The sequence below is a fragment of the Desertihabitans brevis genome, from assembly GCF_003327535.1.
Taxonomy (GTDB): Bacteria; Actinomycetota; Actinomycetes; order Propionibacteriales; family Propionibacteriaceae; genus Desertihabitans; species Desertihabitans brevis.
Map to the genome: position 1 here is coordinate 1 of NZ_QOUI01000006.1, position 22,889 is coordinate 22,889.

Sequence of the window (22,889 nt, forward strand, 5' to 3'; positions counted from 1 at the left end):
TCGAGCGGTCGGGCTGGGTCGGGGCCGGTTGGTGGGGTGAGGGTGTCGGCGTGGTCGGTGGCGGCGTCGCGTTGGCGCCGGGTGAGGCGGCGTCCGGGGTGTGGGGCGGGGAAGCGGTCGGCCCAGGCGCAGGCGAGGTCGAGCACGGCTGCTTCGCAGCGGCGCACCACCAGGGTGTGCTCAGCGACCAGGTCCGACAGCTCCGCGACCGGCAGCGTGCCCAGATCGCCGGCCACCGGGGTCGTGCGTCTGCCTGAGCCCAGCGTGGACGCGTCGGCGGTGGCGCGGAGGTTCCGCGCCACCTGGTCGTCCCTGGCCTGGAGCATGGTTCCACGCTAGGGCGATCCACCGACCGAATCGAACACACAGACGAAACCTGTGGACAACGCTTCGCGGTGCTGCCGTCCTGTGGACGACGACGAGCCATCACCGATCAGACAGCGCGCACCTCGGTGAGCCGGCGGTGCAGGTGCGCCTGTTCGACCTCGTTGGGGCACAGCTGCAGCGCCCGCTCGAACTCCGCCGCCGCAGCCCCGGTCCGGCCCTGACGCCAGAGCAGCTCCGCCCGGACAGCGGGCAGCCGGTGGCTGCGGGGCAGCTGATCCTCCAGACCGTCGAGCAGGGTCAGCCCGGCCGCCGGCCCGTCAGCCTCGGCCACGGCGACCGCCCGGTTGAGGCGCACCACGGCCGACCCGGTCAGCTCCTCCAGCTGCGCGTACAGCCCCGCGACCAGACCCCAGTCGGTGTCGGCCGCGGTCGGGGCCCCGGCGTGCACGGCCGCCACCATCGCCTGGAGGTAGAGCTCCAGCGCGGTCCCGCCCCTCGGCACCGGCAGGTCGACGAGCAGGCCCAGACCCTCCGCGATCTCGTCGTGGTGCCAGCGCGCCCGGTCCTGGTCGGGCAGCAGCACGAGCTCGCCCGACGCCGACACCCGGGCCTCCCGCCGTGAGTGCTGCAGCAGCATCAGCGCCAGCAACGCCCGGACGTCCGCGCGTCCGGGCAGCAGGGCGTCCAGCAGCCGGCCGAGCCGCACCGCCTCCTCCGCCGCGCCACCCTCCACCGGTGCCGGCTCCGCGCCCGGGGCGTAACCGGCGGTGAAGGTCAGGTAGACCACCCGCAGCACGTCCTCGACCCGGTCGTCCAGCCGCTCCCCGGGCGGCAGCCGCAGCGCGACCCCGGCGCCGACCAGCTTCTTGCGCGCCCGCGTCAGGCGGGCCGCCATCGTCGGCTCGCTGACCAGGAACAGCCGGGCGATCTCGGCGGTCGGCAGGCCGAGCACCAGCCGCAGCGTCAGCGCCGCCCGCGCCTCCAGCGCCAGGGCGGGGTGGCAGCACAGGAACACCAGCCGGAGCACGTCGTCGCGCACGAGCACCTCCTCCTCGACCTCGGCCAGCCGCTCGGCGGTGGCCCGGCCGGCACGCTCCTCGCGGTCGACCTGCTCGCCCACCAGCTCCGGCACCCGGCGCGCCCGCACCGCCTCGGCCCGCAGCACGTCCACCGCCCGCCGGCGGGCCGCCGTGTGCAGCCAGCCCGCCGGATTGTCCGGGACGCCGTCGCGCGGCCAGTGGCGGCTCGCCTGCTCGAACGCGTCGGCGAGCGCGTCCTCGGCCAGCTCGAGCCGGCGGAACCGGCCGACCAGGAGGGCCATCAACGGGCCCCAGTGCTCCCGGTGGGCCAGCTCCAGCGCGGCCGTGGTCGAGGCGTCCACCCGGTCAGATCCCGTCGTCGACCGGCCGGACCTCGAGGGTGTAGTCGCCCGGCAGCGCCTCGGCCAGCTCCAGCATCGTGTCGAGGTCGGGCGCCTCCACCACGTAGAACCCGCCGAGCTGCTCGGCGGTCTCCGCGAACGGCCCGTCGGTCAGCACCGTGCGGCCGCCCTGCCGCCGCAGCGTGGTCGCCTCGGCCACCACCCGCAGCGCCTCGCCCGCCACCACCTCCGCAGCGGGGTGCTGCTCCACTCGGTGGGAGAACGCCTCGTGCGCGGCGATGGTCTCGCGCTGCAGTGCCTCGTCGGCCTCGGCCCAGACCCGCTCGTCCTGGTACAGCAACACCACGTACTTCACGAGCCGACCGCCTGCCCGGCCGCGCCGGCCTCCGTCGCCGGCTGGGGGTCGGGCACCACGGTCCGCACCTCGACCGCCCCACCGCCGGCGAGCAGCCCGCAGAGGTCGAGCAGGTCGTCCAGGTCGTCGGTGCGCACCAGGTAGAAGCCGGTGAGCTGTTCGACGGTCTCGGCGTAGGGGCCCTCGGTGACCGTGACCGACCCGCGTTCGCCGCGCACCACGCGGGCCCGGCTGGAGTGCTCCAGCTCGGCGCCGCCGGTGATGGTGTGGCCGCGCTCGGTCAGCAGCCGGGCGAACTCGGTGTGCCGGGCGTAGACGGCGTCCCGGGTGGCCTGGTCGGCCTCGACCCAGGGGCGCTCGTCGCCTGGCAGCAGCACTGCGTACTCGACGCTCATGGTGTGTCCTCTCCTCCTCCGGCGGCTGCGGTCCAGCCTGCCTCACCTCCCTGACGTCGGAGCAGGTCCAGGATCGACAGCGTCCACCAGTTGTTTGCACTCACCAGGGGCGAGTGCTAAACATTGAGTTGGCACTCGGCCAGCTCGAGTGCCACCGTCAGTCCGGTGAGGGGTCTTGTGCGGGCCCCGTCCGTCGCGGGCACCGCCTGACGAACAGCACACGACCGACATCAACCCACGGGGCTGACGGCCCCTGACGCGGGAGGACTCCCGGAACACATGGCAAAGCTCATTGAATTCAACGTCGAGGCACGTCGCGGCCTCGAGCGGGGCATGAACACCCTCGCTGACGCGGTCAAGGTCACCCTTGGCCCCAAGGGTCGCAACGTCGTGCTGGAGAAGAAGTGGGGCGCCCCCACGATCACCAACGACGGCGTCTCGATCGCCAAGGAGATCGAGCTCGAGGAGCCGTACGAGAAGATCGGCGCCGAGCTGGTCAAGGAGGTCGCCAAGAAGACCGACGACGTCGCGGGTGACGGCACCACCACCGCGACCGTGCTGGCCCAGGCGATGGTCCGCGAGGGTCTGCGCAACGTCACCGCCGGCGCCAACCCGATGGGGCTGAAGCGCGGCATCGACAAGGCCGTGGCCGCCATCAGCGAGAAGCTGAGCGAGGCCGCGGTCGACATCGAGACCAAGGAGCAGATCGCCGCCACCGCCTCCATCTCCGCCGCCGACCCGGCCGTGGGCGAGATCATCGCCGAGGCCATGGACAAGGTGGGCAAGGAAGGCGTCATCACCGTCGACGAGTCCAACACCTTCGGCCTGGAGCTCGAGCTCACCGAGGGCATGCGCTTCGACAAGGGCTACACCAGCCACTACTTCGTCACCGACGCCGAGCGCATGGAGACGGTGCTGGACGACCCCTACATCCTCATCGCCAACCAGAAGATCTCCAGCCTGAAGGACGTCCTGCCGGTCCTGGAGAAGGTCATGCAGTCGGGCAAGCCGCTCGTCGTCATCGCCGAGGACACCGACGGCGAGGCGCTGGCCGGCCTGATCGTCAACAAGATCCGTGGCACCTTCAAGTCCGTCGCCGTCAAGGCCCCGGGCTTCGGCGACCGCCGCAAGGCCATGCTGGCCGACATCGCCATCCTCACCGGTGGCCAGGTCGTCAGCGAGGAGATCGGTCTCAAGCTGGACGCCGTCACCCTGGACGACCTGGGCCAGGCCCGCCAGGTGGTCGTCACCAAGGACGAGACCACCATCATCGACGGTGCCGGTGACGCCGACCAGATCGCCGGCCGGGTCTCCCAGATCCGTGGCGAGATCGAGCGCAGCGACTCCGACTACGACCGCGAGAAGCTGCAGGAGCGGCTGGCCAAGCTGGCCGGCGGCGTCGCGGTGATCAAGGTCGGTGCGGCCACCGAGGTGGAGCTCAAGGAGCGCAAGCACCGCATCGAGGACGCCGTCCGCAACGCCAAGGCCGCCGTCGAGGAGGGCATCGTCGCCGGTGGTGGCGTGGCCCTGCTGCAGGCCAGCAAGGGCGCCAAGGTCGAGCTGTCCGGTGACGAGCAGATCGGTGCGCAGATCGTCTTCACCGCCTGCGCGGCTCCGCTGAAGCAGATCGCCGTCAACGCCGGTCTCGAGGGTGGCGTGGTGGCGGAGAAGGTCGCCAACCTGCCGTCGGGCCAGGGCCTCAACGCGGCCACCGGCGAGTACGTCGACATGGTCGAGTCCGGGATCATCGACCCGGCCAAGGTGACCCGTTCGGCGCTGCAGAACGCCGCGTCGATCGCCGGCCTCTTCCTCACCACCGAGGCCGTCATCGCCGACAAGCCGGAGAAGGCCCCGGCCGCTCCCGCCGGTGACCCCGGCATGGGTGGCATGGACTTCTGAGGCCTCGCGCCAGCGCTCCGAGGGCGGTTCCCCAGCAGGGGGGCCGCCCTCGTGGCGTCTGCGCTCAGCCGCCGCCGAAGGCCTCCGCCCGGCGTCTCAGCTCACCGGGGCGACGGGCCCGGACGGCCGCCCGGAGCAACCCGAGCGGGACCACCGACGCCCCGTCGGGACGGTCCTGGGTGACGTGCGGGCGGCCGACGAAGGCGTTGGGCGGGTTGGCCGGGTCGGGCTCGAAGTAGTGCCAGCGGGCGTCGCGGGTCCGGCACAGCACCTCCCCGAGGTACCAGACGGCGCCATCGACCAGCGGCGTCCGAGCGGCGGCGGAGACGGCCTCGGGGGAGCCGAGGTGCTCCAGCAGCAGCGTCTCGAGCGCGTCCAACGAGGCCGTGCTGAAGTCCCAGCTGCCGCGGTGCTGCTCCGCCCAGCCGGCGAAGGCGGCTGAGCGCTCGGCCAGCCAGCCGGCCAACCAGGCCGGTTGCGGCAGGTCCTCGACCCGAAGGTCGCCGACCGCGGGGCGCTGCTCCGCCCGTGGTCGCCAGTCCGGCTCGTCCCGCCGCCGCTGCGCCACCGCCTGCTCCACGGGTTCGACCACGCCGCGGAGGGGACGCCCGGCCCCCAGGTGCTCCCGCACCGCCCGGACGACCGGGACCGCGTCCAGCCCCAGGCCCGGGTCGAGCTCCACCACCGGCCCGTCGCGCTCGTCCCAGCGCCAGCCCCCACCCCCGACCCGGAGCAGCACCTCGCCGAGGTAGGCCGCGAGGGCGACCACGTCGGCCCCGTCCTCGCCCTGCCCGGCCGTCGACCGGTCCAGCTCGGCCACCGAGGCGGGGGTGAGGTCGAAGGGGAAGTGGTCGGGCAGCTCGACGTCGCGGAGCCGAGCCAGCACCACCGGCAGGCGGTCCACGAAGAGGTCGAGCGGAGGCTGGTCGGCTGACACCCTGCCACCGTAGTGTGCGGCGCGGTCGTCGCCGTCGACGTACCCGAGGATCTCCTGTGCCGAGCGAGCCCAGCCGTGAAAGGTTCCCGATGCCCTCCACCCGTCCGCGACGAGGCGTCAGCCTGGTCGCCGTGCTGGCCCTGCTGGCCGGCACCGCCGTCGCCCTGCTGACCGCCCCGTCCCCGGGGGCCGCCGCGGCTCCGACCGGCCGCCTGTGCCGGGACGTGTACGGCGTCACCGCGCCGGTGCCGCCGAAGCGGGACCGGCTGCCGGTCTTCGACGACGCGGTCGACCTCGGCGAGCTGGTGCTGGAGTACCTGAACCCGGCAGCCCCGGTGGAGGGTCTGGCCGAGGCCCGACGCGGACGAGCTCGCCGAGTACGACGACGACACCAGGGGCAAGGAGGTCGGCACCACCGACCACCTCTACTCCGCGCGCAACCGCTACGTGAACGGCCAGCTGCGCAAGCAGCAGGAGTGGGACGCCAACCCGCAGGGCCGCCGCCCGGTCGTCCTGAGCTGGGACGCCTGGCTGGCCAGCTACGTGCGCGTCCACGACAACAACGCCCGCGGCAAAGCCTACGAGAAGCTCGTCATCGAGCGGCTCGGGTTCTACGACGACGACTGGCTGTGCCAGGTGCAGATCGAGGTCGACGTCGACGGGCAGCGGCGCAAGGTCGTCGTCGACGCCTACAACCGGCGCACCGGGGACAAGCTCGAGATCAAGTCCGGGCCGGGCTACGACCGGCCCCAGCTGCGGGCGATCCAGGCGGCCAACCGGGCCGACGGCGGGCGCGGAGCCTACGTGCACGGCCAGACCCCCTCCCGCGCGGCCGCCACGGCCATCCGCCAGGGTGGGATGATCTCCAACCCGGTGCGGGTGGAGGCCCGGGCGACCAACGCGGTCGCCCCGCGCGGCCCGGGTTCCGGACTGTTCGCCACCAACCCCGACCGTGGCTCGCAGGGCGCCGCCAACCGGCTGGCTGTCGGGTCGGGCAGCAACGCCGACCAGGCTCGCGAGGCCGCCCGCTACACCCGTGAGCTGCAGCGCCAGACCGGCAACCGGCTCGACGGGTTCCGTCGGCCCGGCGGCATCGACTGGACCTCGATGGAGCTGCGCTACCTGTCCGAGGACGCCGACGGCGAGCTCGGCTACGCCTTCTCGGCCGAGGACGCCGCCGAGGAGGAGGAGAACCCCTCCTTCGGTGGACTCGCGGCCACCCAGCTCAGCTCCGACGCGTTGTTCACCTGGCTGGCGCTCGAGCCGAGCACGTTCTGGGTCAACCTCAACCCCGACCAACCCGAGACGGTGATCGACGAGGAGCTGGCCAGCACCGACGCGGGCCGGGTGCTGCTGGAGGCCGACCTCCAGCTGAAGCGCACCAACGTCGACAACATGAACCCGGCCAAGACCGAGGCCGGCCGCAGGTTCTGGGACGCGCTCGAGGCGGGGGAGGACAACCAGCCGTGCTGGGACTCCTACCGGACCTGGATCGAGCCCCGACCCGCCACCGTCCGCGAGCAGGACGGCGAGCTGTACATCCTCGACGCCCCGCTGGCGGTGCAGATCGAGCGGATGGACATCACCGGCCCCGGTCCCGGTGGGCAGGTCGGCTGCACCGCCCCGGAGGCCGAGCTCGAGCGCAACCTCGAGGTGATGCGCGAGCACGTGGTGCCGGCCACCGAGGAGGCCGTCAACACCGCACCCGAGTTCGCCGACCTGCGGCGGGTCTACCTCAGCCGGGTGGCGGCCGAGTGGGTCCGCCAGCGCAATGCCGAGCGCCCCGGTTCCTTCGACGAGATCATCGGCAGCGGGGACGTCAGCCGGTGGCCGGCGCGGACCGACTGGGACCCGCAGGAGGTCTACGACGACTACGTCGAGGACTTCCAGACCGTGCAGTTCACGGTCGAGCGGGAGCACACCGTGGACGGTCAGCCCGTGACCTACACCTTCTCGGTGGGCGGTGGCGTCGACTTCGCCGCGTCCCCGCGGGAGAACCTCACCCGGGAGGAGTTCGAGGAGCAGCACGCCGAGCTGCCGCAGACCGTGACCGCCTCGCGGCAGGACCCGGTGAGCTACGCCACCGACGACGACGCGGAGCCCACCTCCTTCCTGGGAGGTGCGGCAGCCGAGTTCATCGAGCCGGAGCCGACCCCCGAGCCGGAGCCGACCCCCGAGCCGGAGCCCACGCCCGAGCCGGAGCCGACGACCGAGCCGACCCCGGAGCCGACGCCGGAGCCCACCCCGGGCCCGACGACCGAGCCGACCCCGGACCCGACACCCGAGCCGACCCCGGACCCGACGCCCGAGCCGACCCCGACCGCGGACCCGACGTCCGAGCCGACCGCGGAACCTTCGGACGAGCCGGCCAGTGGCGGGGCGGACGAGGAGCCCACGGGTGGGGCCGAGCCTGGTGACCCGTCGTCGGGTGAGGGCGACCTCGCCGACACCGGCGGCCCGGGAGCCGGCCTGGCCCTGCTCGGAGGTGCGCTGGTCCTCTCCGGCTCAGCGCTGGCGGTGCGGCGCCGGCGGGGCTGACCTCCCCCCGGGGCCGGGGCTCAGCGGTCGCCGACGTGGTGGACGACGACCTCGCCGTCCTCGCCGAGGGCCACGACGTCGAAGCCGCGGGCGTCCGGCAGCGGGGACCGGCGCTCGGGGTCGAGTCGCTCGCCCTGCCCGGTGGTCCGCTCGGCGGGAGGGGGTGTCGGCGCCGGCGTCCGGGTGGGCTCGGCGGCGGGCGCGCAGGCGACCAGGGCGACCCCGGCCAGGGCCGTCGCCACCACCGTCAGCATCCTCCGCACGCGCCCAGGGTAGGTCGGCCCGCAAGGACGGGACGGGGCGCGGTCAGGCCAGGACGGGCAGCACGACGGGTCCCGCCACCGCGCCCAGGACGGCGCCCAGCACCATCCAGGGCCCGAACGGGAAGGCGGTGCGGCGGTCGGCGCGCACCACCACCAGCAGCACCAGCGAGACCCCCGCGCTGAGGGCGAAGCCGGCCAGCCCGCCGAGGACCAGGTGCGGCCAGCCCAGCCAGCCGAGGAAGGCGCCGAGCACCCCCGACAGCTTGACGTCGCCGACCCCCAGCTGCGACGGCGAGACCAGGGCGAGCACCAGGTACACCCCCGCGAGCAGCAGCCCCGCCCCGACCGCGCGCACCCACCGCCCGGGGTCGCCGTCCAGGGCGGCGGCCACCGCGAGCGGGCCGAGCAGCAGCGGGTACAGCGGCGCGACCAGGACGTCGGGCAGCCGCAGCACCGCCAGGTCGAGGAGCACCAGCAGCGCCGCGCCGAGCCCGAGCAGGGCGAACCCGACCAGCTCGGGCCAGTCCGACGCCAGCGCGGCCGCCCCGGCTCCGGCCGTCCCCGCCAGCAGCGATGTCGCGGGACGGGCCAGCCAGCGGGAACGGCTGCGTGCCACCGAGCGCACCCAGGGCGTCAGCAACGCCGCGGACGCACCGGCGAGCACGGCGGTGACCAGCACCGCGGAGGCGTCCACCGGTTCAGCTGAACGCGGCCATGATGTCCATCGCGGCCGGGCCGAGCAGCACGATGAACAGCACGGGCAGGATGCACAGCATCAGCGGGAAGAGCACCTTGACCGGGATCCTCATGGCCTGCTCCTCCGCGCGCTGGCGCCGCTTGAGACGCATCTGGGCCGCCTGGGTGCGCAGCACGTCGGAGATCGCGATGCCGTAGGCGTCGGCCTGCAGCACCGCGCGGATGAAGCGACGCAGGTCGGGGGTGTCTGTGCGCGCGGCCAGCGCCTCGTAGGCCTCACGCCGCGACCGGCCCATCTGGACGTCCTGCAGGGTGCGCACCAGCTCCTCGGCCAGCGGGCCCTTGCCGTTCCGACCCGCGCGGGCCATCGCGGCCTCGAAGCCGAGTCCGGCCTCGACCGCGATGGTCATCTGGTCGAGCGTGTCGGCCAGCTCGAGGGTGATCTGCTGGTTGCGCTCCTGCGCTCGGCTCTGCAGCAGCAGGTCGGGGACGAAGTAGGCCACCACGGTCACCAGCAGTGCCAGCCCCATGGACAGAGCGGTCGGCTGGGCGGTGACGTAGAGCAGGCCGAGCGAGCCGAGCACCACCGGGAGCACGATCTTGGCCGCGACGACCCGGCCCAGCGGCCAGGCCGGAGGGTGTCCGGCCTGGGACAGCAGCCGGTCCAGCCGGGCGACGGCGGCCGCAGGGGTGAGCCGCCGGGCCAGCTGCACGAGCCCACTGGGTGCCTGCCGCGGCGCGGGCGCGGCGGGGTCGGCGAAGACGGCGCGGCGGCTGCCGCGCTGCAGGTTGGCCAGCACGACGCGGCGACGGCGGTCCGGGGAGGCCAGGACGGCCCAGGTCAGCAGGGCCAGCGCCAGGCTGATGGCGGCGGTGCCGAGGGCGAGCACGGGGGGCAACGGATCTCCTCAGACTCAGAAGGTGATGCTGGTGGCCTTGCGGAGCCACAGGGCGCCGACCCCCATCAGCACCACCGAGACGGCGATCATGGCGTAGCCGAGCACATTCGACGTGAACCCGGCGAGGTAGCCCGGGGAGGCGACGGAGAGGAAGGCGACGATGCACACCGGCAGCGCCATCAGCACGTAGGCCGACAGCCGTCCCTCAGCGCTCAGGGCCCGCACCTGGCGGCGGATCTGGGCGCGCTCGCGGATGGTTCCGGCCACCTGGTCGAGCACCTCGGCCAGGTTGCCGCCGACCTCGCGGTTGATGGCGATGGCCTGGGTGACCCAGTCGAAGTCCTCGCTGCCCATCCGCCGTGCGGTGTCCTCCAGGGCCGCGCCGAGCTCGCGGCCGACCCGGTTCTCGTTGATGATCCGGGCGAACTCCTCCGAGGTGGGGTGCTCGGCCTCGCGGGAGACCGAGTCCAGCGCCTGGAGCATGCTGTGCCCGGCGCGCAGGCTGCCGGCCATCAGCTGCAGCGAGTCCTCCAGCTGGTCGGCGAAGGCCTTCTGCCGGCGTCCGGCCAGGATCCCGAGGACGGCCTTGGTCACCAGCGGCACCGCGACCGCGAGCGCCAGCCCGAGCAGCGGTCCGGCCAGGGCCGAACCGGCCGCCAGCGCCACCACCATGCCGACGACGATCAGCACGGCGGCGTCCTGGGGGCGCATCTTCACCCCGGCCTGCTCGAGGGCGGCCGCGCCGGACTGCAGCAGCCCGCGGCTGCGCAGCGGCCGCTCGACCAGCCCGGTGGCCCGGGTGGCGGCCGCGCTGAGCAGGGTGGGGTCGGGCTGCGCACCGGGACGCCGGCGCGCCAGCGGTAGCCGGGCCGGGCCGGGGGCGAGCAGGGCCCATACCGCCAGCAGCAGCGCCACCGCGCAGGCCGCCACCCCGAGCGTCGCGGTCCAGGTCACCGCAGCCGCCCCGTCCGGGCCAGGCCGAACACCTGCGGCGAGACCTGGATGCCGAGCTGCTCGAACCGGTCGGTGAAGCGGGGCCGCACGCCGGTCGGCACCGGCCGGCCGAGGAAGCGGCCGTCAGCGTCCAGCCCGGCGGCGTAGTCGAAGAGGAAGGCGTCCTGCAGGGTGACCGTCTGGCCCTCCATGCCCTGCACCTCGGTGACCGCGGTGACCCGGCGGGTGCCGTCGCGGAGCCGGGTGAGCTGGACGACCACGTCGACGGCGGAAGCGATCTGCTCGCGGATGGCCCGCAGCGGCAGGTCCATCCCGGCCATCAGCACCAGGGTCTCCAGGCGGGCGATGGCGTCGCGTGGGGAGTTGGCGTGCACGGTGGACAGCGAGCCGTCGTGGCCGGTGTTCATCGCCTGCAGCATGTCCAGGCTCTCCCCGCCGCGGACCTCGCCGACGACGATGCGGTCGGGCCGCATCCGCAGCGAGTTGCGGACGAGGTCGCGGATGTTGATCTCGCCGCGGCCCTCGATGTTGGGCGGCCGGCTCTCGAGGCGCACGACGTGGTCCTGCTGCAGCTGCAGCTCGACGGCGTCCTCGATGGTGATGATCCGCTCACCCTCGGGGATGAAGGAGGAGAGCACGTTGAGCAGGGTCGTCTTCCCGGTGCCGGTGCCGCCGGAGACGATGACGTTGAGCCGGGCCTCGACGCAGGCGCGCAGCAGCTCGGCCATCTCCGGCGTCAGCGTCCCGAACTCGATGAGGTCGTCGACCTTGAAGGGGTCGCGGGAGAACTTGCGGATGGTGAGGGAGGAGCCGCTGAAGGCCAGCGGCGGGATGACGGCGTTGACCCGGGAGCCGTCGGGAAGCCGGGCGTCGACCAGGGGCGAGGACTCGTCGATGCGCCGGCCCACCCGGGAGACGATCCGCTCGATGACCCGGCGCAGGTGCTCCTCCGACGCGAACCGCGCGCTGGCCCGGGTCAGCCGTCCGTGCTGCTCGACGTAGATGGTCTCGGGCCCGTTGACCATGATCTCGGTGACGGTCGGGTCGTCGAGCAGCCGCTGCAGCGGTCCGTGCCCGATCACCTCGTCCTGGACGTCGTGCACCAGGCGCTGGCGCTGCTCGGTGGTCAGCGGCACCTGCTGCTCGGCGACCACCTCACCCAGCTCCGTCCGCACCATCGCGTGCAGCTGGTCCTCGCTGAGGCTCGGGTCGTTGAGCCGGGCGCCGAGGCGGGTGAAGAGAGCCTCGGCGGCGTCGGCCTTGAGCCGGGCGAGCGGGTCGACGTCGACGACCACCTCGACCTGTGGGCGCTGGGGCTCACGGGTGGGGGCGGCCGCGGTGGCGGTGGACACCGGCGCGGGCTCGCGCTCGGCGGGGGATGGGGCGTCGATGCGGCGCCCGAGCCGCTCGGACAGACGCATCAGGCCACCGCCGCCCGGGTGCGGCGCCACCGGGAGGCGGCGCGCTTGCCCTTGCGGGCAGCGGGATCGGTCTGGACGGGCACGGGCGCGGCGCCGTCGGGCCCGGCCAGGCGCTCGAGGAGCTTGTGCAGCTGCGTGGTCATCGGGTCCTTCACCCCGCTCTGCAGCAGCGGGACGCCCTGGTCGACCGAGTCCGGCGCGGCCTTCGAGCGCGGCAGCTGCAGGTCGACCGCGGTGCCGATGGTGAACTCGACGTCGGCGATCGTCAGCAGCGAGCGGCGGTCGGTGAAGTTGATGACGACGTGGCGCGACGGCGGGAGCAGCTCGAGCCGGGCCAGGGTGTCGATCTCCTTACGCAGCCCGCGGACCGCGGGGACGTCCATGCTGGCGAGCAGCACCAGGTCGGTGGTCTGGTCGAGCGCGGACAGCGTGTGCTCCGACAACCCGGGGGCGGTGTCGACGACGACGTAGCGGAACTCGGTGGCCAGCACCTGCAGCAGGTGGGTGACGTCGGACTCGGTGACCGCGTCGGCGTCGGCGGGGGAGTCGGGGGCGCAGATGACGTGCAACCCGGTGGGGTGGCGGGTCAGCACGGTCTTGAGCGCCATCGAGTCGCGCCGGGCAGGGCCCGTGACGGCGTCGCCGAGGTAGTGCTCCGGCTCGAGGTCGAGCGCGCTGGCGACGTCACCGAACTGGATGTCGAGGTCGACCAGCACGGTGGAGCCCGGCCAGCGCCGGGCCAGCCCGACCGCGAGGTTGGTGGCGACGGTGGTCTTGCCGACGCCACCCTTGGGTGAGACGACGCTGATCACCCGCCCGGCCGTGCCCGGCTCGAGCGGCGACCCGCCGGCTGCCGGGCCCGGGCTGGCCGCGCGACCGGCCCGTTCCAGGGCCGCGGCGAGCTCGGGCAGCCCGGCGTCGGGGGCGACGACGTCGCGGACCCCGGCCCGCAGGGCGGCAAGGGCCAGCTCGGCCGAGGCCTCGGCGACCAGCACGACGGCGACCCCCGGGTGCTGGTCGACCACGGCCCTGGCCAGCCCGAGGGCGGGGCCGGGCTCGTCGCGGGCGTCGAGCAGCAGCACCTCGGCGGCGGAGGAGTCGAGGACGGCGCGGAGCGGTCCGGGGTCGGCCGCAAGCGGGCGACCGGGCAGCACCACGACGTCGCCGGCGGTGACCTCCCGCACCGTCCGGACGAGCGGCTCGTCGCCGCTGAGCAGGAGAGTGCGGGTCATCGCAGCGCCTCCTCGGCGGTGGTGATCCCGGAGTCGGCCTCGGTGGTCTCGTCGTCCTGGAGGGAGAGCCAGAGGGTGCCGTGCTCGGCGGTGTAGACGACCCGCTCGGCGTCGCGGTGGTCGAGCGCCAGGGTCACCAGGGCGCCGCTCTCGGGCAGGGCAGCCGAGCTGGCCGGGTCGTCGGACGCCGCGGCCTCCGGCCCTGGTTCGGGAGCGGGCAGGCCGCCCTGGACGCGGGTGACGAGCACCTGGTCGAGCGTCAGCCGAGTCCGTCCCTCCTCGGGGGTGAGGAAGACGCCGACGTGGTCGCCGGCGCTGAGGTGGCCGCCGAGCACCCGCTGGGAGTCCAGCAGCACCGACACCTCCTGCAGCCCGGCGGGCACCTCGACCTCGCCGGGGGTGGCGAGGGCGGCGGGGTCGACGAAGCGGACCGCCAGCAGCGGCTCGCCGGGCACCAGGTCGGTGGCGGCGACCAGACCGGCCACGTCGCCGAGGCTGCCCAACGCACCCGTGGGCACTGCGACCCGCGGCACGGAGCGGACCTCGACCGACGACCCCAGGTCCTCCACCGGTGTGCCCTCGGCTACCGGGTCGGTGACCACCAACACGTCGACGGCCTGCACGCCGGCCAGCGCGCGCTGGTCGGCGGTGCTGACGTAGCTGAGCACCAGGGCGCCGCCCAGGGCGGCCAGCACCACCGCGGCGACCGCGGCGACGACACGACGTCTCATCAGGGGTTCTCTCGTTCGGGTCAGTCGGTGAGGCGGACCAGGGACGCCCCGAGCCGGGGCGCGCTGGGGGAGGAGTCGAAGTCGTCGTCCAGGTCGACGTAGCGGGTGAAGTAGCCCTGGATGCACCGCTCGCTGCCGCCGCACGGCGTGCCGACGTCGTGCCCGGAGAGGTGGTAGCCGGTCAGGGTGAAGGCGGCGTAGCCGTGCACCCGGTACCAGGCGTTGGTGCCGTTGCCGCCGTACTGGTCGAACAGGGGCAGCAGGACGGTCTCGTCCACCAGGCTGCGCAGCACGTCGCCGCAGCCGCTCGGCACGTTGTTGCCCGGGTCGGAGGAGAGCCGCTGTCCGATCGTGCTGGTGGCCCCGCACCGTCCCGGGTCGGAGTCCACCCAGCCGAAGCCGCCTGGGACGAGGTTGCCCGAGGGTCCGGTGCAGTCGGTTCCGGAAGACTTGGTCTGGTAGATCGTGTACTGCGTGGTGCCCGACGGTTGGCCGCCTCCCGTCTGCGCGTCCCACTCGCACAGCGAGAAGGCGAGCGGCAGCACCGTGGTGCCGCCCGACGGTGCCCCCCAGGCCGCCGTGGCGTGGGCGACCACATCGTCCTCGTCGAACCCGAGGAGCGGGGCGAACACGTGCCGCTGCATGGTGCTCGTGCGGACGGTGACGCTGCTGCTGGTCAGGTTGAGCACGGCCGCGTCGGCGTCGGAGGTGAGGAGGTTGGCGTCAGCGAGGGTGCCGGCGGTGGAGGGGGCGTTGCCGCAGCCGCCGCGCGCGCAGTCCTGCGCGATGGCCAGGGCGGCGGCGTCGGCCCCGCTCTGCAGCTGCTGCTTGGCGTGCCACATGGCGGCGATGTCCAGGCTGATCGCTGCGAAGCCGAGGAGCGGGACGACGAGCAGCGCGAACATCACCTTCACAGCGCCCCGCTCGTCGCGCCCGGGGTGCGGGGTCATCCGTTGCATCGCATGACTCCCGTGCCGGTCAGGGTGATCGAGTCGCCGAGGACTCCGCCGATGAGGTCCAGGGGGTAGGTGATGGTCACCGTGGCCGTCTGCGCCGGCGCCGAGCCGGTGCGGTCGCAGGAGGTGGGGGTGACGCTGATCTGGGTGTTCGTGAGGGCCAGGCCACCTGCGGCCGAGCGGGCCGCCGTCCGTGCCGCGCGGTCGTCGTTCTCCAGCGCCATCACCCTGACGCCGGCACGGGCCGCTCCGGAGAGGGTGGTCTGCACGTGGTAGGCCCGGCCGAGCTCGGCGATGCCGAGCACGATGAGCAGGAGCACCGGCACCACCAGTGCGAACTCGACCGCCGCGGCCCCACGGTCGTCCCGACGCGCTCGGCGCATCGCAGGTCCTTCCCGTCCCGGAGAGGTGTCCCGGTGCGCCGCCCGCTGCTTGGGCGACGCACCGGGAGCATGGGCGCTGGTCAGTGACTCACTCGCCGTCGACGGCCCCGCTGAACTGGGCGGCGATGTCCACGAAGAACCCGCTGATCGCCGTGTTGAACACTCCCAGGATGGCGATCAGACCGATCGCGATGATGCCGATGAGCAGGCCGTACTCGACGGCGGTGGCGCCGCGGTCGCTGCGGGTGTCCAGGCGGTCACGGAGCAGGCCGAGGACGAGGCCGAGACGGACGAACAAGGTGGTCATGCTGGTCTCCTTGAGTGGGTGGGTCCGCCCCGATTCGGTCCCGGTGCCGGTGAGCAGAGCCGCTCACCGCGTCGGAGAGAACGGTCGCAGAAGTTTGCCAATTGCGCAAGATGGTCAATGTCGTAACTTTGCCGACACCTGCCAGTCAGAACAGGAGACCACCCGTCAAGGGATTTGACAGCCGTGCCGCCGTCAACAAGAGAGCCGCACCGTGTCAGAGGGTCTACTACGGGTGCAGCCGCAGGGCCCCGGCGAAATCCTGCAGAATCGGCAAGTACGCCTCACCTGCACGGTCTGCGCTAGCCTGCTGATCATGACTGGATCGGGGACCGGGCTGCGGGAGATCAAGAAACAGCTGACGCGTGAGGCGATCGCCGACGCGGCGTACCAGCTGGTGCTGGACAAGGGCTTGGAGAACGTCACCATCGACGAGATCGCCCAGCTCGCCTTCATCTCCCCACGCACGTTCTCCAACTACTTCAGCTGCAAGGAGGAGGCGGTCGTGGCCGCCGGCAGCCCGGTCTTCTCCGGCATCCTCGAGGCCCTGGACGAGCGTCCGACCGACGAGCCGCCACTGCACTCGCTCGGCGAGCTGGTGGTGGACGCGGTCCGCGACCGCACCGACGAGCAGCTGGCGGTCACCGCGGGCAAGCTCCGGCTCAGCCAGCGGTACCCGGCCATGCAGCCCTACGAGGCCGCGCGGTACGACGCGTTCGAGACCGCGATCGGGGAGCGCATCGCCGCGCGCACCGGCACCGAGCTCGCGACGGATCTGTACCCGGGTCTGGTGGCCGCCGTCGTCACCGGCGCCCTGCGCGTGGCGGTGGCGTCGTGGGTGCACGCCGATGCTCCGCGCGAGCGTCTGCCCGAGCTGCTGACCGAGGCCTTCCAGGAGCTGGCGGACGGGCTCCCGCTCCCCGCCGCGTCCCGCTGAGCGCGGCGTCGGAGGATGTCGGCGGCGACCGGCGCGCCGGAACGCCGCGGACGGCCGCCGCTGGGCCACGATGTGTCGAGACGCACGCCCAGGGAGGGGGCCGCCATGTCCGGACTGCTCGAGGTGCTGGTGCTGCACGCCGCCGACGCGGTGCGCGCGGTCGAGGGCGGGGCCGACCGGCTCCACCTGGTCGGCGAGCCCGACCCCGACGGCGGTTCGCCCGAGCCCCAGCTGGTCGAGGAGGTCTGCCGGGCGGTCGAGGTCCCGGTCCGGGTGACCCTGCGGCTGCGGGACGGCTACGGCACCGACGGCGGCGAGCTGGTGCGGCTGCGCGGGCTGGCCTCGGCCTACCGTGACGCCGGTGCCGAGGGGGTCGTGATGGGCTTCCTCGACGGCCACGGCGACATCGACATCGACGTGCTCGGCGCGCTGCTGGAGTGGGGCGACTGGCCCTGGACGTGCCACCGGGCGATCGACGCCGCGCTCGACTCCGACCGCTCCTGGCGGCGGCTGCTCACCCTGCCCCGGCTCGACCAGGTGCTCACCGCCGGGTCGGCCCGCGGTGTGGAGCAGGGGCTGGACGAGCTGATCGGACGGGCCCGCGCCGACGAGCGGGTGGCGCGGCTGGTGATGGCCGGCGGCGACCTGCACCCCGACCACGTGCCGTGGCTGGCCCGCGCCGGTGTCCGGGCCTACCGCATCGACCGGGACGCCCGTCCCGACCGGTCCTGGAAGGCCTACGTGGACGCGGCCATGGTGCGGTCCTGGCGGAGGCTGGTCGACGCCGAGGTGCGGCCACGGGCCAGCGCCTGACCGCGACGGCCGACGCGGTACCGTCGCCGGGTGGTGGCGGTCAGGGTGGTGGTGCACGGGCGCGTGCAGGACGTGACCTTCCGGGCGTCCTGCCGGCGCGAGGCCGAGCGCACCGGGGTCGCGGGCTGGGTGCGCAACGTGTTCGACGGCACGGTGGAGGCCCACTTCGAGGGGCCGGCCGAGCAGGTGGAGCACATGGTCGGGTGGTGCGGCCGCGGGCCGCTGCTGGCCTCGGTCAGCCAGGTCGACCGGGAGCCGGTCGACCCGGAGGGGCTGGCGGACTTCCAGGTGCGCTGATCCTCAGAAGGCGAACGGCCGCTCCACCACCCGGGCGACGGCCCCGCCGGAGCCGTAGCTGTTGAGCTGCGGGGTGGCGTCCGGGGTGGCCCGGCCCCGCAGTGCCCGGGAGAGGTCGTCGTAGGAGCCGGGGAACCCGCCGCCGGCCCACACCGAGGTGAGGTTGAAGGTGAACGCCGAGAGCGGGTTGCCGGCCGGGGTGGTCTGGTGGTCGGCGCAGGCCGACAGCGTGGTCACCGTGCACGGCAGCGGTTCGCCCTCGGGAACGGTGCAGGCCGCGGAGCGCACGGCGTCGTAGAGCTGCTTGTGGGTGGCGTACACCTGGGCGCCCTCGGTGAACTTGTCGGCACCGAGCAGGCCGTCGGCGTAGAGCCCGCCGAAGAGCTCGGCCACCGCCTCGTCGCGGCCCTCCTCACCGACCGGGGCGGCGCCCTTCTCCGGTGCCTCCCCGTCGAGGGCCCGGTCCAGCGACGCCGTCGAGATCGGGGTGACGTCGTCCTCGGTGGTGGTGCCCAGCGACTGGCTGCTGGTCGGTGTGGTGGCGGCCATCACCGACTTCACCCGGACGGCGTGCGCGGCGGCGACGTCGTCGGCCGACCGCCCGTCCACCAGGTCCTTGAAGGCGGTGCCGGAGTGGCAGCTGTCGAAGACGACGTGGGCGCGGACCCCCGGGCGCAGGCTGCGGAGCAGCGCGTAGAGCTCGTCGTCGACCAGCATCCGGTCGTGGAAGCAGGTGGTCTCGTCCATCGTGTCGGCCTCCGCGTCGGCGGACTCGTTGGGGATCTGGCTGCCGTGGCCGGAGAAGCTGATCAGCAGCGCGTCCCCGGCCTGCAGCTGCTCGGCCGCGCTGCCGACCAGCCCGTACAGCGCCTCGGTGGTGGCCTCGGAGTCGATCAGCACGGCGGTGTCGTAGCCCAGCCGCCCGGCCAGGTCGGCCATCGCCCGGGCGTCGTTGCCGCAGGAGGGCAGCAGCATCTCCGAGCCGTAGTGGGCCGGATCGACCCGGTCGACGCCGAAGTGCAGCGCGATCCCGATGGGGTCGCGCGCCACGGTGCCGCAGAACAGGCTGTCGAGCTGGCCCAGCGTCTGGCGCCCCACGATGCCGTCGGCGACCAACCCGTACTCGCGCTGGAAGGCGTCCACCGCGGCGAACGTCCGTGGGCCGAAGTAGCCGTCCACCTCGTTGCCGGTCAGGTAGCCGGCGTTGAGTGAGCTCAGCGCCTCCTGCACGGCCACCACCGCCCCCCGGTGGCTCTCGCCCCGGCTGATCGGACGCTGGTTGCTCTCGGCGGCGAGCAGCCGCTGGTGCGTGCTCGCGGTGACCACGCGGGTGAAGCGGTGCGACTGGAACATGACGGTCTCCTTCCGGCGCGTCAGGGCGCCCAGGTGTAGGTGGGGTCGGGGTTGGGCGACAGCGGGACCGGCACGCAGCCGAGACCGACGAGGAACGCACCGGCGGGCGCCGGCGGCGGGGGAGGAGTGCTCGGGTGGACGAGGTCGGGCAGGGCGACCAGCTCCGCGGTGAGGCGCAGCCGGCGCCGGACGGCCGGCTGCTCCAGCTGGCGCACCTGCCCGAGCGGGAAGTGCTGCAGCTGGACGGTCGGCTCGACGGCCCCGGCCGCGGAGACGTCGAGCTGGACCCGGCGCAACGGGGCGACGGTCAGCGACGTCGCCGGCCGTAGCGGGGACGCCACCGCGCGGGAGACCTGCAGCTCGGGCAGGACGCCGCCGAGCTTCCCGGCGCGGACGCGCGGCCGGCCGGCCGGGCGGTACGGGTCGGGCGGTGGCGGCGGGTCGACCGTCCGACCCGGCAGCGCCGAGCCGGTCACCTCGACCAGGTACGCGCGCACCGCGTAGGCCGGCACCTCGCCGTGGACGCCGTCGCCGGCCGAGGCGCTGACCCCGTCGGGGACCCGCCAGTCCGAGGCGGCGTACTGCTCGGCGGTGAACCAGGCCCGGTGCAGCTCGAGGGCGGTGAAGCGGAGGTCGAGGTGGCCGCCGCGGTTGCTCCGCCAGCCGTCCCACGCCGCCCGCGGGAGGTCGCCCGGCAGGGCTGCGTCGAGGTCGTCCAGGCCGACCCGGGCGACCAGCCAGGTGCCCGGGTCGACCGCCGACAGCGGGGTGAACGTGGTGGCCGCGTACGACCCGTCGGCGCTGGCCGGGAGCAGGTCGTCGGCGAGCATCAGCCGTTGCCGCTCCGCCGTCGGCAGGGTCGAGCGGGACGCCAGCCGCGACACCGTGGCCAGGGCCGCCTCCACGGCCGACTTGTGCCCGACGACCAGCCACTCCGCCAGCAGCGCGGTCAGCTCCTCCGGCGCGGCGCCCTGGGTCTGCAGGTCGTCGTGCACCGAGCGGTACTCCTGGTAGAGGGTGAAGGCCGGCGAGGGGACCGGGAACCCGCCCGGGCCGTCGCTGAACAGCACCGCCCGGGCGGCCTGCAGCTGGGCCTCCTCCGCCGCGGACCAGCTGCGGGTGGCGAACTGCATCCGCTGCAGCAGCTGCCGGTGGCGCACCCACAGCGGCGGGTGCACGGCCGCCGACCGCGCCGGCTGCCCGCGCCGGACGTCCCCGTTGGTCAGCTGGGCGAACTCCCAGGCCCGACCCAGGTCGGTCATCGACCCGGGCGCGGACAGGTCGACCAGCTGCAGCGGGACGGGCAGCTCGGGGCAGGCCAGGAACCCCTGCCCGCCGGAGCGGGCGTGGACCCAGGCGGCCAGCGCCAGGTGCAGACCGGCGTCCATCGTCGTCGGCCGTCAGATCCAGGCGGTGACGTCGGGGTTCGGGTCGGCCGCCTTGGGGATCAGCGCCGACAGGAACCCGACCAGCTGCAGCCCCCGCACGGTGATCGAGGCGGTGTCGACCTGCAGGTTGGACTCGTCCTCGCGGTTGGTCTGCTGGTACTTCCCGCCGATGCAGAAGGGCCCGATGCCGATCATCCCGCCGCCCTGGGTCTGGGACTGCATGGAGCGCACGAAGCTGGCGAAGGCGGAGGAGTAGATGGTGAGGTCGCGCACGAACAGCGCCCTGGTGGCGTAGCCGATCATCGCGCCCTTCGGCGGCTTCGCACCGTCGGAGTGCTGCGGGCCGTGGTCGGCGACGAACTCGGTGGTGGGCCGCCAGCCGCGGGAGGAGAAGAAGCCGGGGTTGAACGCCGGCCGGGAGATCTCGACGGTGGTGTAGGAGAAGTGCATCCCGAAGTCGGAGGCGTCCACCTGGCACTGGTGCTCGGTGACGCTGTGCCCGCCACCGCCGCCGATGCTGAAGAAGCCGAGGCTGAAGCCCACCGCCCCCGAGCCGGAGTGGCTGGAGGAGGAGGAGGTCGAGCGGCGCGAGATGTGGCGCTCGTCGTACTCCGACCAGCCGTCGGAGCGGGCGAAGGAGCCGGGCAGCACGGTGGCGGGGAAGAACGGGTAGCCGAACTGGCCGGTGGTGTTGTTGTTGATGTCGTCGATGCTCTCCAGCAGCCGCGTCTTCCACTGCACCATCGAGCTGCCGAGGATGTGGTTGAGGGTGGACTGGGCCCGCTCGACGTCCAGCTTGTAGCCGGTGGCCTCCCAGTCGCGCAGCGCCTCGGTGGCCCGCCGGCGGTAGATGCCGCCCGAGCGCTGCCACTCGATGAGGTCCTGGGCGCTGCCGCCGTTGGCGCGGGCCAGGCGGGAGGCGTAGTCGGTGACGGCGTTCTCGTACGCGCTCTTCTTCGCCTTGTAGGCCGTCATGGCCCGGCTGTCGCGCGACTCCTGGGTCTTCTCACCGGTGAGGAAGTCCTCGACCTCCACGGTCTCCATCAGCAGCGCGCGCATCCGGTCCACGATGGCCTGCTGCTCGGCGGTGAGCTGCTCGTCGGCCACCTCGCACCGGCGCAGGGTGTCCTCGTAGAGCTCGCTGAGCCGCAGCCCGGCCTGGCCGTAGACCACCGAGACGTGCTTGTACTTGCCCTGGCCGCCGGTGGCCAGCCAGCGGGAGCGCTGCGGGGTCGGGGTCGGCAGCGGGATGAAGTCCACCAGCCGCGACCACTGCTCCCAGGTGCCGAGCAGGTGCTGCTGGTACATCAGCTTGGCCTGCTCGACCGCCTCCTCGCGGCTCACCCCGCCCTCCCCGCCCTCACCGCCCTGCGGGCCCATCAACGTCTCGACCAGCTCCCGGAAGTAGGGCAGCGTCAGCGGCGTCGGGCCGGAGAAGGGTCCGGCGATGGCGAAGTCGAAGGCGCTCTCGTGGAACGGGATGCCGGGCTGGATCCAGTTGATCATCACGTCGTCGGGTAGCGGCAGCTCCGCGCTGCCACCGGTGAGGCCGTCGTACAAGGCGTCGACGACCTTGCCCATCAGATCCTTGACGTCCATCGTGGGGCCTCCCTGCTCGTCGCTGCGGTCACTGCGAGCATCGCGGGGCGGCGTCGGCGGCGGATCCACCGCGGCGGGCGAGCCGGGGTGGAGGTTGGTGGTGGAGCCGGGACTCCACCCCACTCCACCGGTGGAGAGCGGGTCAGGGCGAGGGCGTCAGCTCGGCGCGGCAGCGCAGCCCCAGCTTGGCCAGCACCGAGTGCACGTGGGTCTTCACGGTGGCCTCGCCGATGACCAGCCGGGCGGCGATCTGGCGATTGGTCAGACCGACCGACATCAGGTCGGCGACGACCTGCTCGCGCGGGGTGAGGGCGGGTCGGGAGTCCGGTCCGGGACGCACCACGCGCGGCGGCAGCGGACGCCGGCGCAGACCACGCAGCAGCAGGGCCGACGTCCGGGGGCTGCTGCAGGCGCCGCCGGCCAGCACCACCCGCACCGCCTGCTCCAGGTCGGCGAAGGCCTGCTCGGAGTCGACGAAGCCCACCATCCCGGCCTCGGCGCAGCGCAGCACGTCGTCGTCGTGGTCGACCGGGCGGATCCCCAGCCCGATCCACCGGGTGCGGGGGACCAGCCGTCCCAGCGCCTCGACCAGGTCGCCGGGACGTCCGACCGCGTAGTCGAGCAGGCCGAGGTCGGGCGGGTGCACCACCGCCTGGGCGAGCGCCTCGTCGGCCGTGCCGGCGTGCCGGGCGACCACGCGCTCGGTCTTCGCGGTCAGCGCGGCGGTCAGGGCGTCGCGCAGCATCCGCACGGGTGTGACGAGCAGCACCTCGACCATCGCGTCCCCCCTCGAGACGGCGGCCCGGGGTATCCGGTGCGTGGCCATTCTCG

General features: G+C 73.6%; 24 protein-coding genes. 5 read left to right on the forward strand and 19 right to left on the reverse strand.

Features of this window, described 5'->3' with window-relative positions:
• The 4 genes from DT076_RS10315 to DT076_RS10330 form a co-directional block, all read right to left on the reverse strand.
• On the reverse strand, window positions 1-326 hold a 326-nt coding region (locus DT076_RS10315), incomplete at its 3' end, for a hypothetical protein (protein ID WP_199539106.1).
• 107 nt (window positions 327-433) lie between these two features.
• A complete protein-coding gene (locus DT076_RS10320) occupies window positions 434-1,708 on the reverse strand; it encodes an RNA polymerase sigma factor (RefSeq protein WP_233493872.1) in 1,275 nt (424 codons plus the stop codon).
• Between the two features lie 4 nt (window positions 1,709-1,712).
• The gene (locus tag DT076_RS10325) at window positions 1,713-2,063 is read right to left on the reverse strand and encodes a YciI family protein (protein ID WP_114126610.1); all 351 of its coding nucleotides are present in this window, start codon (window positions 2,061-2,063) and stop codon (window positions 1,713-1,715) included.
• Window positions 2,060-2,458, reverse strand: a complete 399-nt coding sequence (locus DT076_RS10330) for a YciI family protein (protein ID WP_114126611.1) — start codon at window positions 2,456-2,458, stop codon at window positions 2,060-2,062. Before DT076_RS10330 ends, DT076_RS10325 begins: the two co-directional genes overlap by 4 nt.
• A gap of 279 nt (window positions 2,459-2,737) precedes the next feature.
• Between DT076_RS10330 and groL the strand changes: the two genes are divergently transcribed.
• Window positions 2,738-4,357, forward strand: a complete 1,620-nt coding sequence (gene groL, locus DT076_RS10335) for a chaperonin GroEL (protein ID WP_114126612.1) — start codon at window positions 2,738-2,740, stop codon at window positions 4,355-4,357.
• A 64-nt stretch (window positions 4,358-4,421) separates the two neighbouring features.
• On the opposite strand, the gene DT076_RS10340 is transcribed toward groL, so the two are convergent.
• Entirely contained in the window at window positions 4,422-5,294 is an 873-nt protein-coding gene (locus tag DT076_RS10340; RefSeq protein ID WP_114126613.1) for a hypothetical protein, read from the reverse strand.
• Between the two features lie 447 nt (window positions 5,295-5,741).
• Between DT076_RS10340 and DT076_RS19640 the strand changes: the two genes are divergently transcribed.
• A complete protein-coding gene (locus DT076_RS19640) occupies window positions 5,742-7,832 on the forward strand; it encodes a hypothetical protein (protein WP_199539107.1) in 2,091 nt (696 codons plus the stop codon).
• A 20-nt stretch (window positions 7,833-7,852) separates the two neighbouring features.
• Here the strand turns inward: DT076_RS19640 and DT076_RS10350 are convergent, their stop codons facing one another.
• The 10 genes from DT076_RS10350 to DT076_RS10395 form a co-directional block, all read right to left on the reverse strand.
• Window positions 7,853-8,095: a hypothetical protein gene (locus tag DT076_RS10350; RefSeq protein WP_147264119.1), complete on the reverse strand. Its 243-nt coding sequence runs from the start codon at window positions 8,093-8,095 to the stop codon at window positions 7,853-7,855.
• A gap of 43 nt (window positions 8,096-8,138) precedes the next feature.
• Window positions 8,139-8,789 carry a prepilin peptidase gene (locus tag DT076_RS10355; RefSeq protein ID WP_114126615.1) on the reverse strand — a complete coding sequence of 217 codons (651 nt, stop codon included), beginning with the start codon at window positions 8,787-8,789 and terminating at the stop codon, window positions 8,139-8,141.
• Between the two features lie 4 nt (window positions 8,790-8,793).
• Entirely contained in the window at window positions 8,794-9,681 is an 888-nt protein-coding gene (locus tag DT076_RS10360) for a type II secretion system F family protein (RefSeq protein ID WP_233493893.1), read from the reverse strand.
• Window positions 9,682-9,705: 24 nt separating this feature from the next.
• The gene (locus tag DT076_RS10365) at window positions 9,706-10,644 is read right to left on the reverse strand and encodes a type II secretion system F family protein (protein WP_114126616.1); all 939 of its coding nucleotides are present in this window, start codon (window positions 10,642-10,644) and stop codon (window positions 9,706-9,708) included.
• Window positions 10,641-12,065, reverse strand: coding sequence for a CpaF family protein (locus DT076_RS10370; RefSeq protein ID WP_114126852.1), 1,425 nt, complete (start codon window positions 12,063-12,065; stop codon window positions 10,641-10,643). Before DT076_RS10370 ends, DT076_RS10365 begins: the two co-directional genes overlap by 4 nt.
• Window positions 12,065-13,297, reverse strand: a complete 1,233-nt coding sequence (locus DT076_RS10375; protein ID WP_114126617.1) for an AAA family ATPase — start codon at window positions 13,295-13,297, stop codon at window positions 12,065-12,067. Before DT076_RS10375 ends, DT076_RS10370 begins: the two co-directional genes overlap by 1 nt.
• Entirely contained in the window at window positions 13,294-14,028 is a 735-nt protein-coding gene (gene cpaB / locus DT076_RS10380) for a Flp pilus assembly protein CpaB (RefSeq protein ID WP_114126618.1), read from the reverse strand. Before cpaB ends, DT076_RS10375 begins: the two co-directional genes overlap by 4 nt.
• Before the next feature lie 20 nt (window positions 14,029-14,048).
• Complete coding sequence (locus DT076_RS10385; protein ID WP_199539109.1) at window positions 14,049-14,978, reverse strand: pilus assembly protein TadG-related protein; 930 nt, start codon at window positions 14,976-14,978, stop codon at window positions 14,049-14,051.
• The gene (locus DT076_RS10390) at window positions 14,975-15,367 is read right to left on the reverse strand and encodes a TadE/TadG family type IV pilus assembly protein (protein ID WP_114126620.1); all 393 of its coding nucleotides are present in this window, start codon (window positions 15,365-15,367) and stop codon (window positions 14,975-14,977) included. Before DT076_RS10390 ends, DT076_RS10385 begins: the two co-directional genes overlap by 4 nt.
• 88 nt (window positions 15,368-15,455) lie before the next feature.
• On the reverse strand, window positions 15,456-15,674 hold the full coding sequence (locus DT076_RS10395; protein WP_114126621.1) for a Flp family type IVb pilin: 219 nt from the start codon (window positions 15,672-15,674) through the stop codon (window positions 15,456-15,458).
• 313 nt (window positions 15,675-15,987) lie between these two features.
• Between DT076_RS10395 and DT076_RS10400 the strand changes: the two genes are divergently transcribed.
• The 3 genes from DT076_RS10400 to DT076_RS10410 all read left to right on the forward strand — a co-directional run bounded on the left by DT076_RS10400 (window position 15,988) and on the right by DT076_RS10410 (window position 17,718).
• Window positions 15,988-16,608 carry a TetR/AcrR family transcriptional regulator gene (locus tag DT076_RS10400; RefSeq protein WP_114126622.1) on the forward strand — a complete coding sequence of 207 codons (621 nt, stop codon included), beginning with the start codon at window positions 15,988-15,990 and terminating at the stop codon, window positions 16,606-16,608.
• A 105-nt stretch (window positions 16,609-16,713) separates the two neighbouring features.
• The gene (locus tag DT076_RS10405) at window positions 16,714-17,421 is read left to right on the forward strand and encodes a copper homeostasis protein CutC (protein ID WP_114126623.1); all 708 of its coding nucleotides are present in this window, start codon (window positions 16,714-16,716) and stop codon (window positions 17,419-17,421) included.
• A gap of 30 nt (window positions 17,422-17,451) precedes the next feature.
• Entirely contained in the window at window positions 17,452-17,718 is a 267-nt protein-coding gene (locus tag DT076_RS10410; protein ID WP_114126624.1) for an acylphosphatase, read from the forward strand.
• A 3-nt stretch (window positions 17,719-17,721) separates the two neighbouring features.
• On the opposite strand, the gene DT076_RS10415 is transcribed toward DT076_RS10410, so the two are convergent.
• From DT076_RS10415 to DT076_RS10430, 4 genes are all read right to left on the reverse strand, one after another.
• Entirely contained in the window at window positions 17,722-19,071 is a 1,350-nt protein-coding gene (locus DT076_RS10415; protein ID WP_114126625.1) for a peptidoglycan-binding protein, read from the reverse strand.
• Between the two features lie 20 nt (window positions 19,072-19,091).
• Window positions 19,092-20,459, reverse strand: coding sequence for a hypothetical protein (locus DT076_RS19395; protein WP_114126626.1), 1,368 nt, complete (start codon window positions 20,457-20,459; stop codon window positions 19,092-19,094).
• Between the two features lie 12 nt (window positions 20,460-20,471).
• Complete coding sequence (locus tag DT076_RS10425) at window positions 20,472-22,058, reverse strand: hypothetical protein (RefSeq protein WP_114126627.1); 1,587 nt, start codon at window positions 22,056-22,058, stop codon at window positions 20,472-20,474.
• A gap of 142 nt (window positions 22,059-22,200) precedes the next feature.
• Window positions 22,201-22,836 (reverse strand): LuxR C-terminal-related transcriptional regulator, encoded by a 636-nt coding sequence (locus tag DT076_RS10430; RefSeq protein WP_114126628.1) that lies wholly within the window; start codon window positions 22,834-22,836, stop codon window positions 22,201-22,203.
• Window positions 22,837-22,889 lie beyond the last annotated feature (53 nt).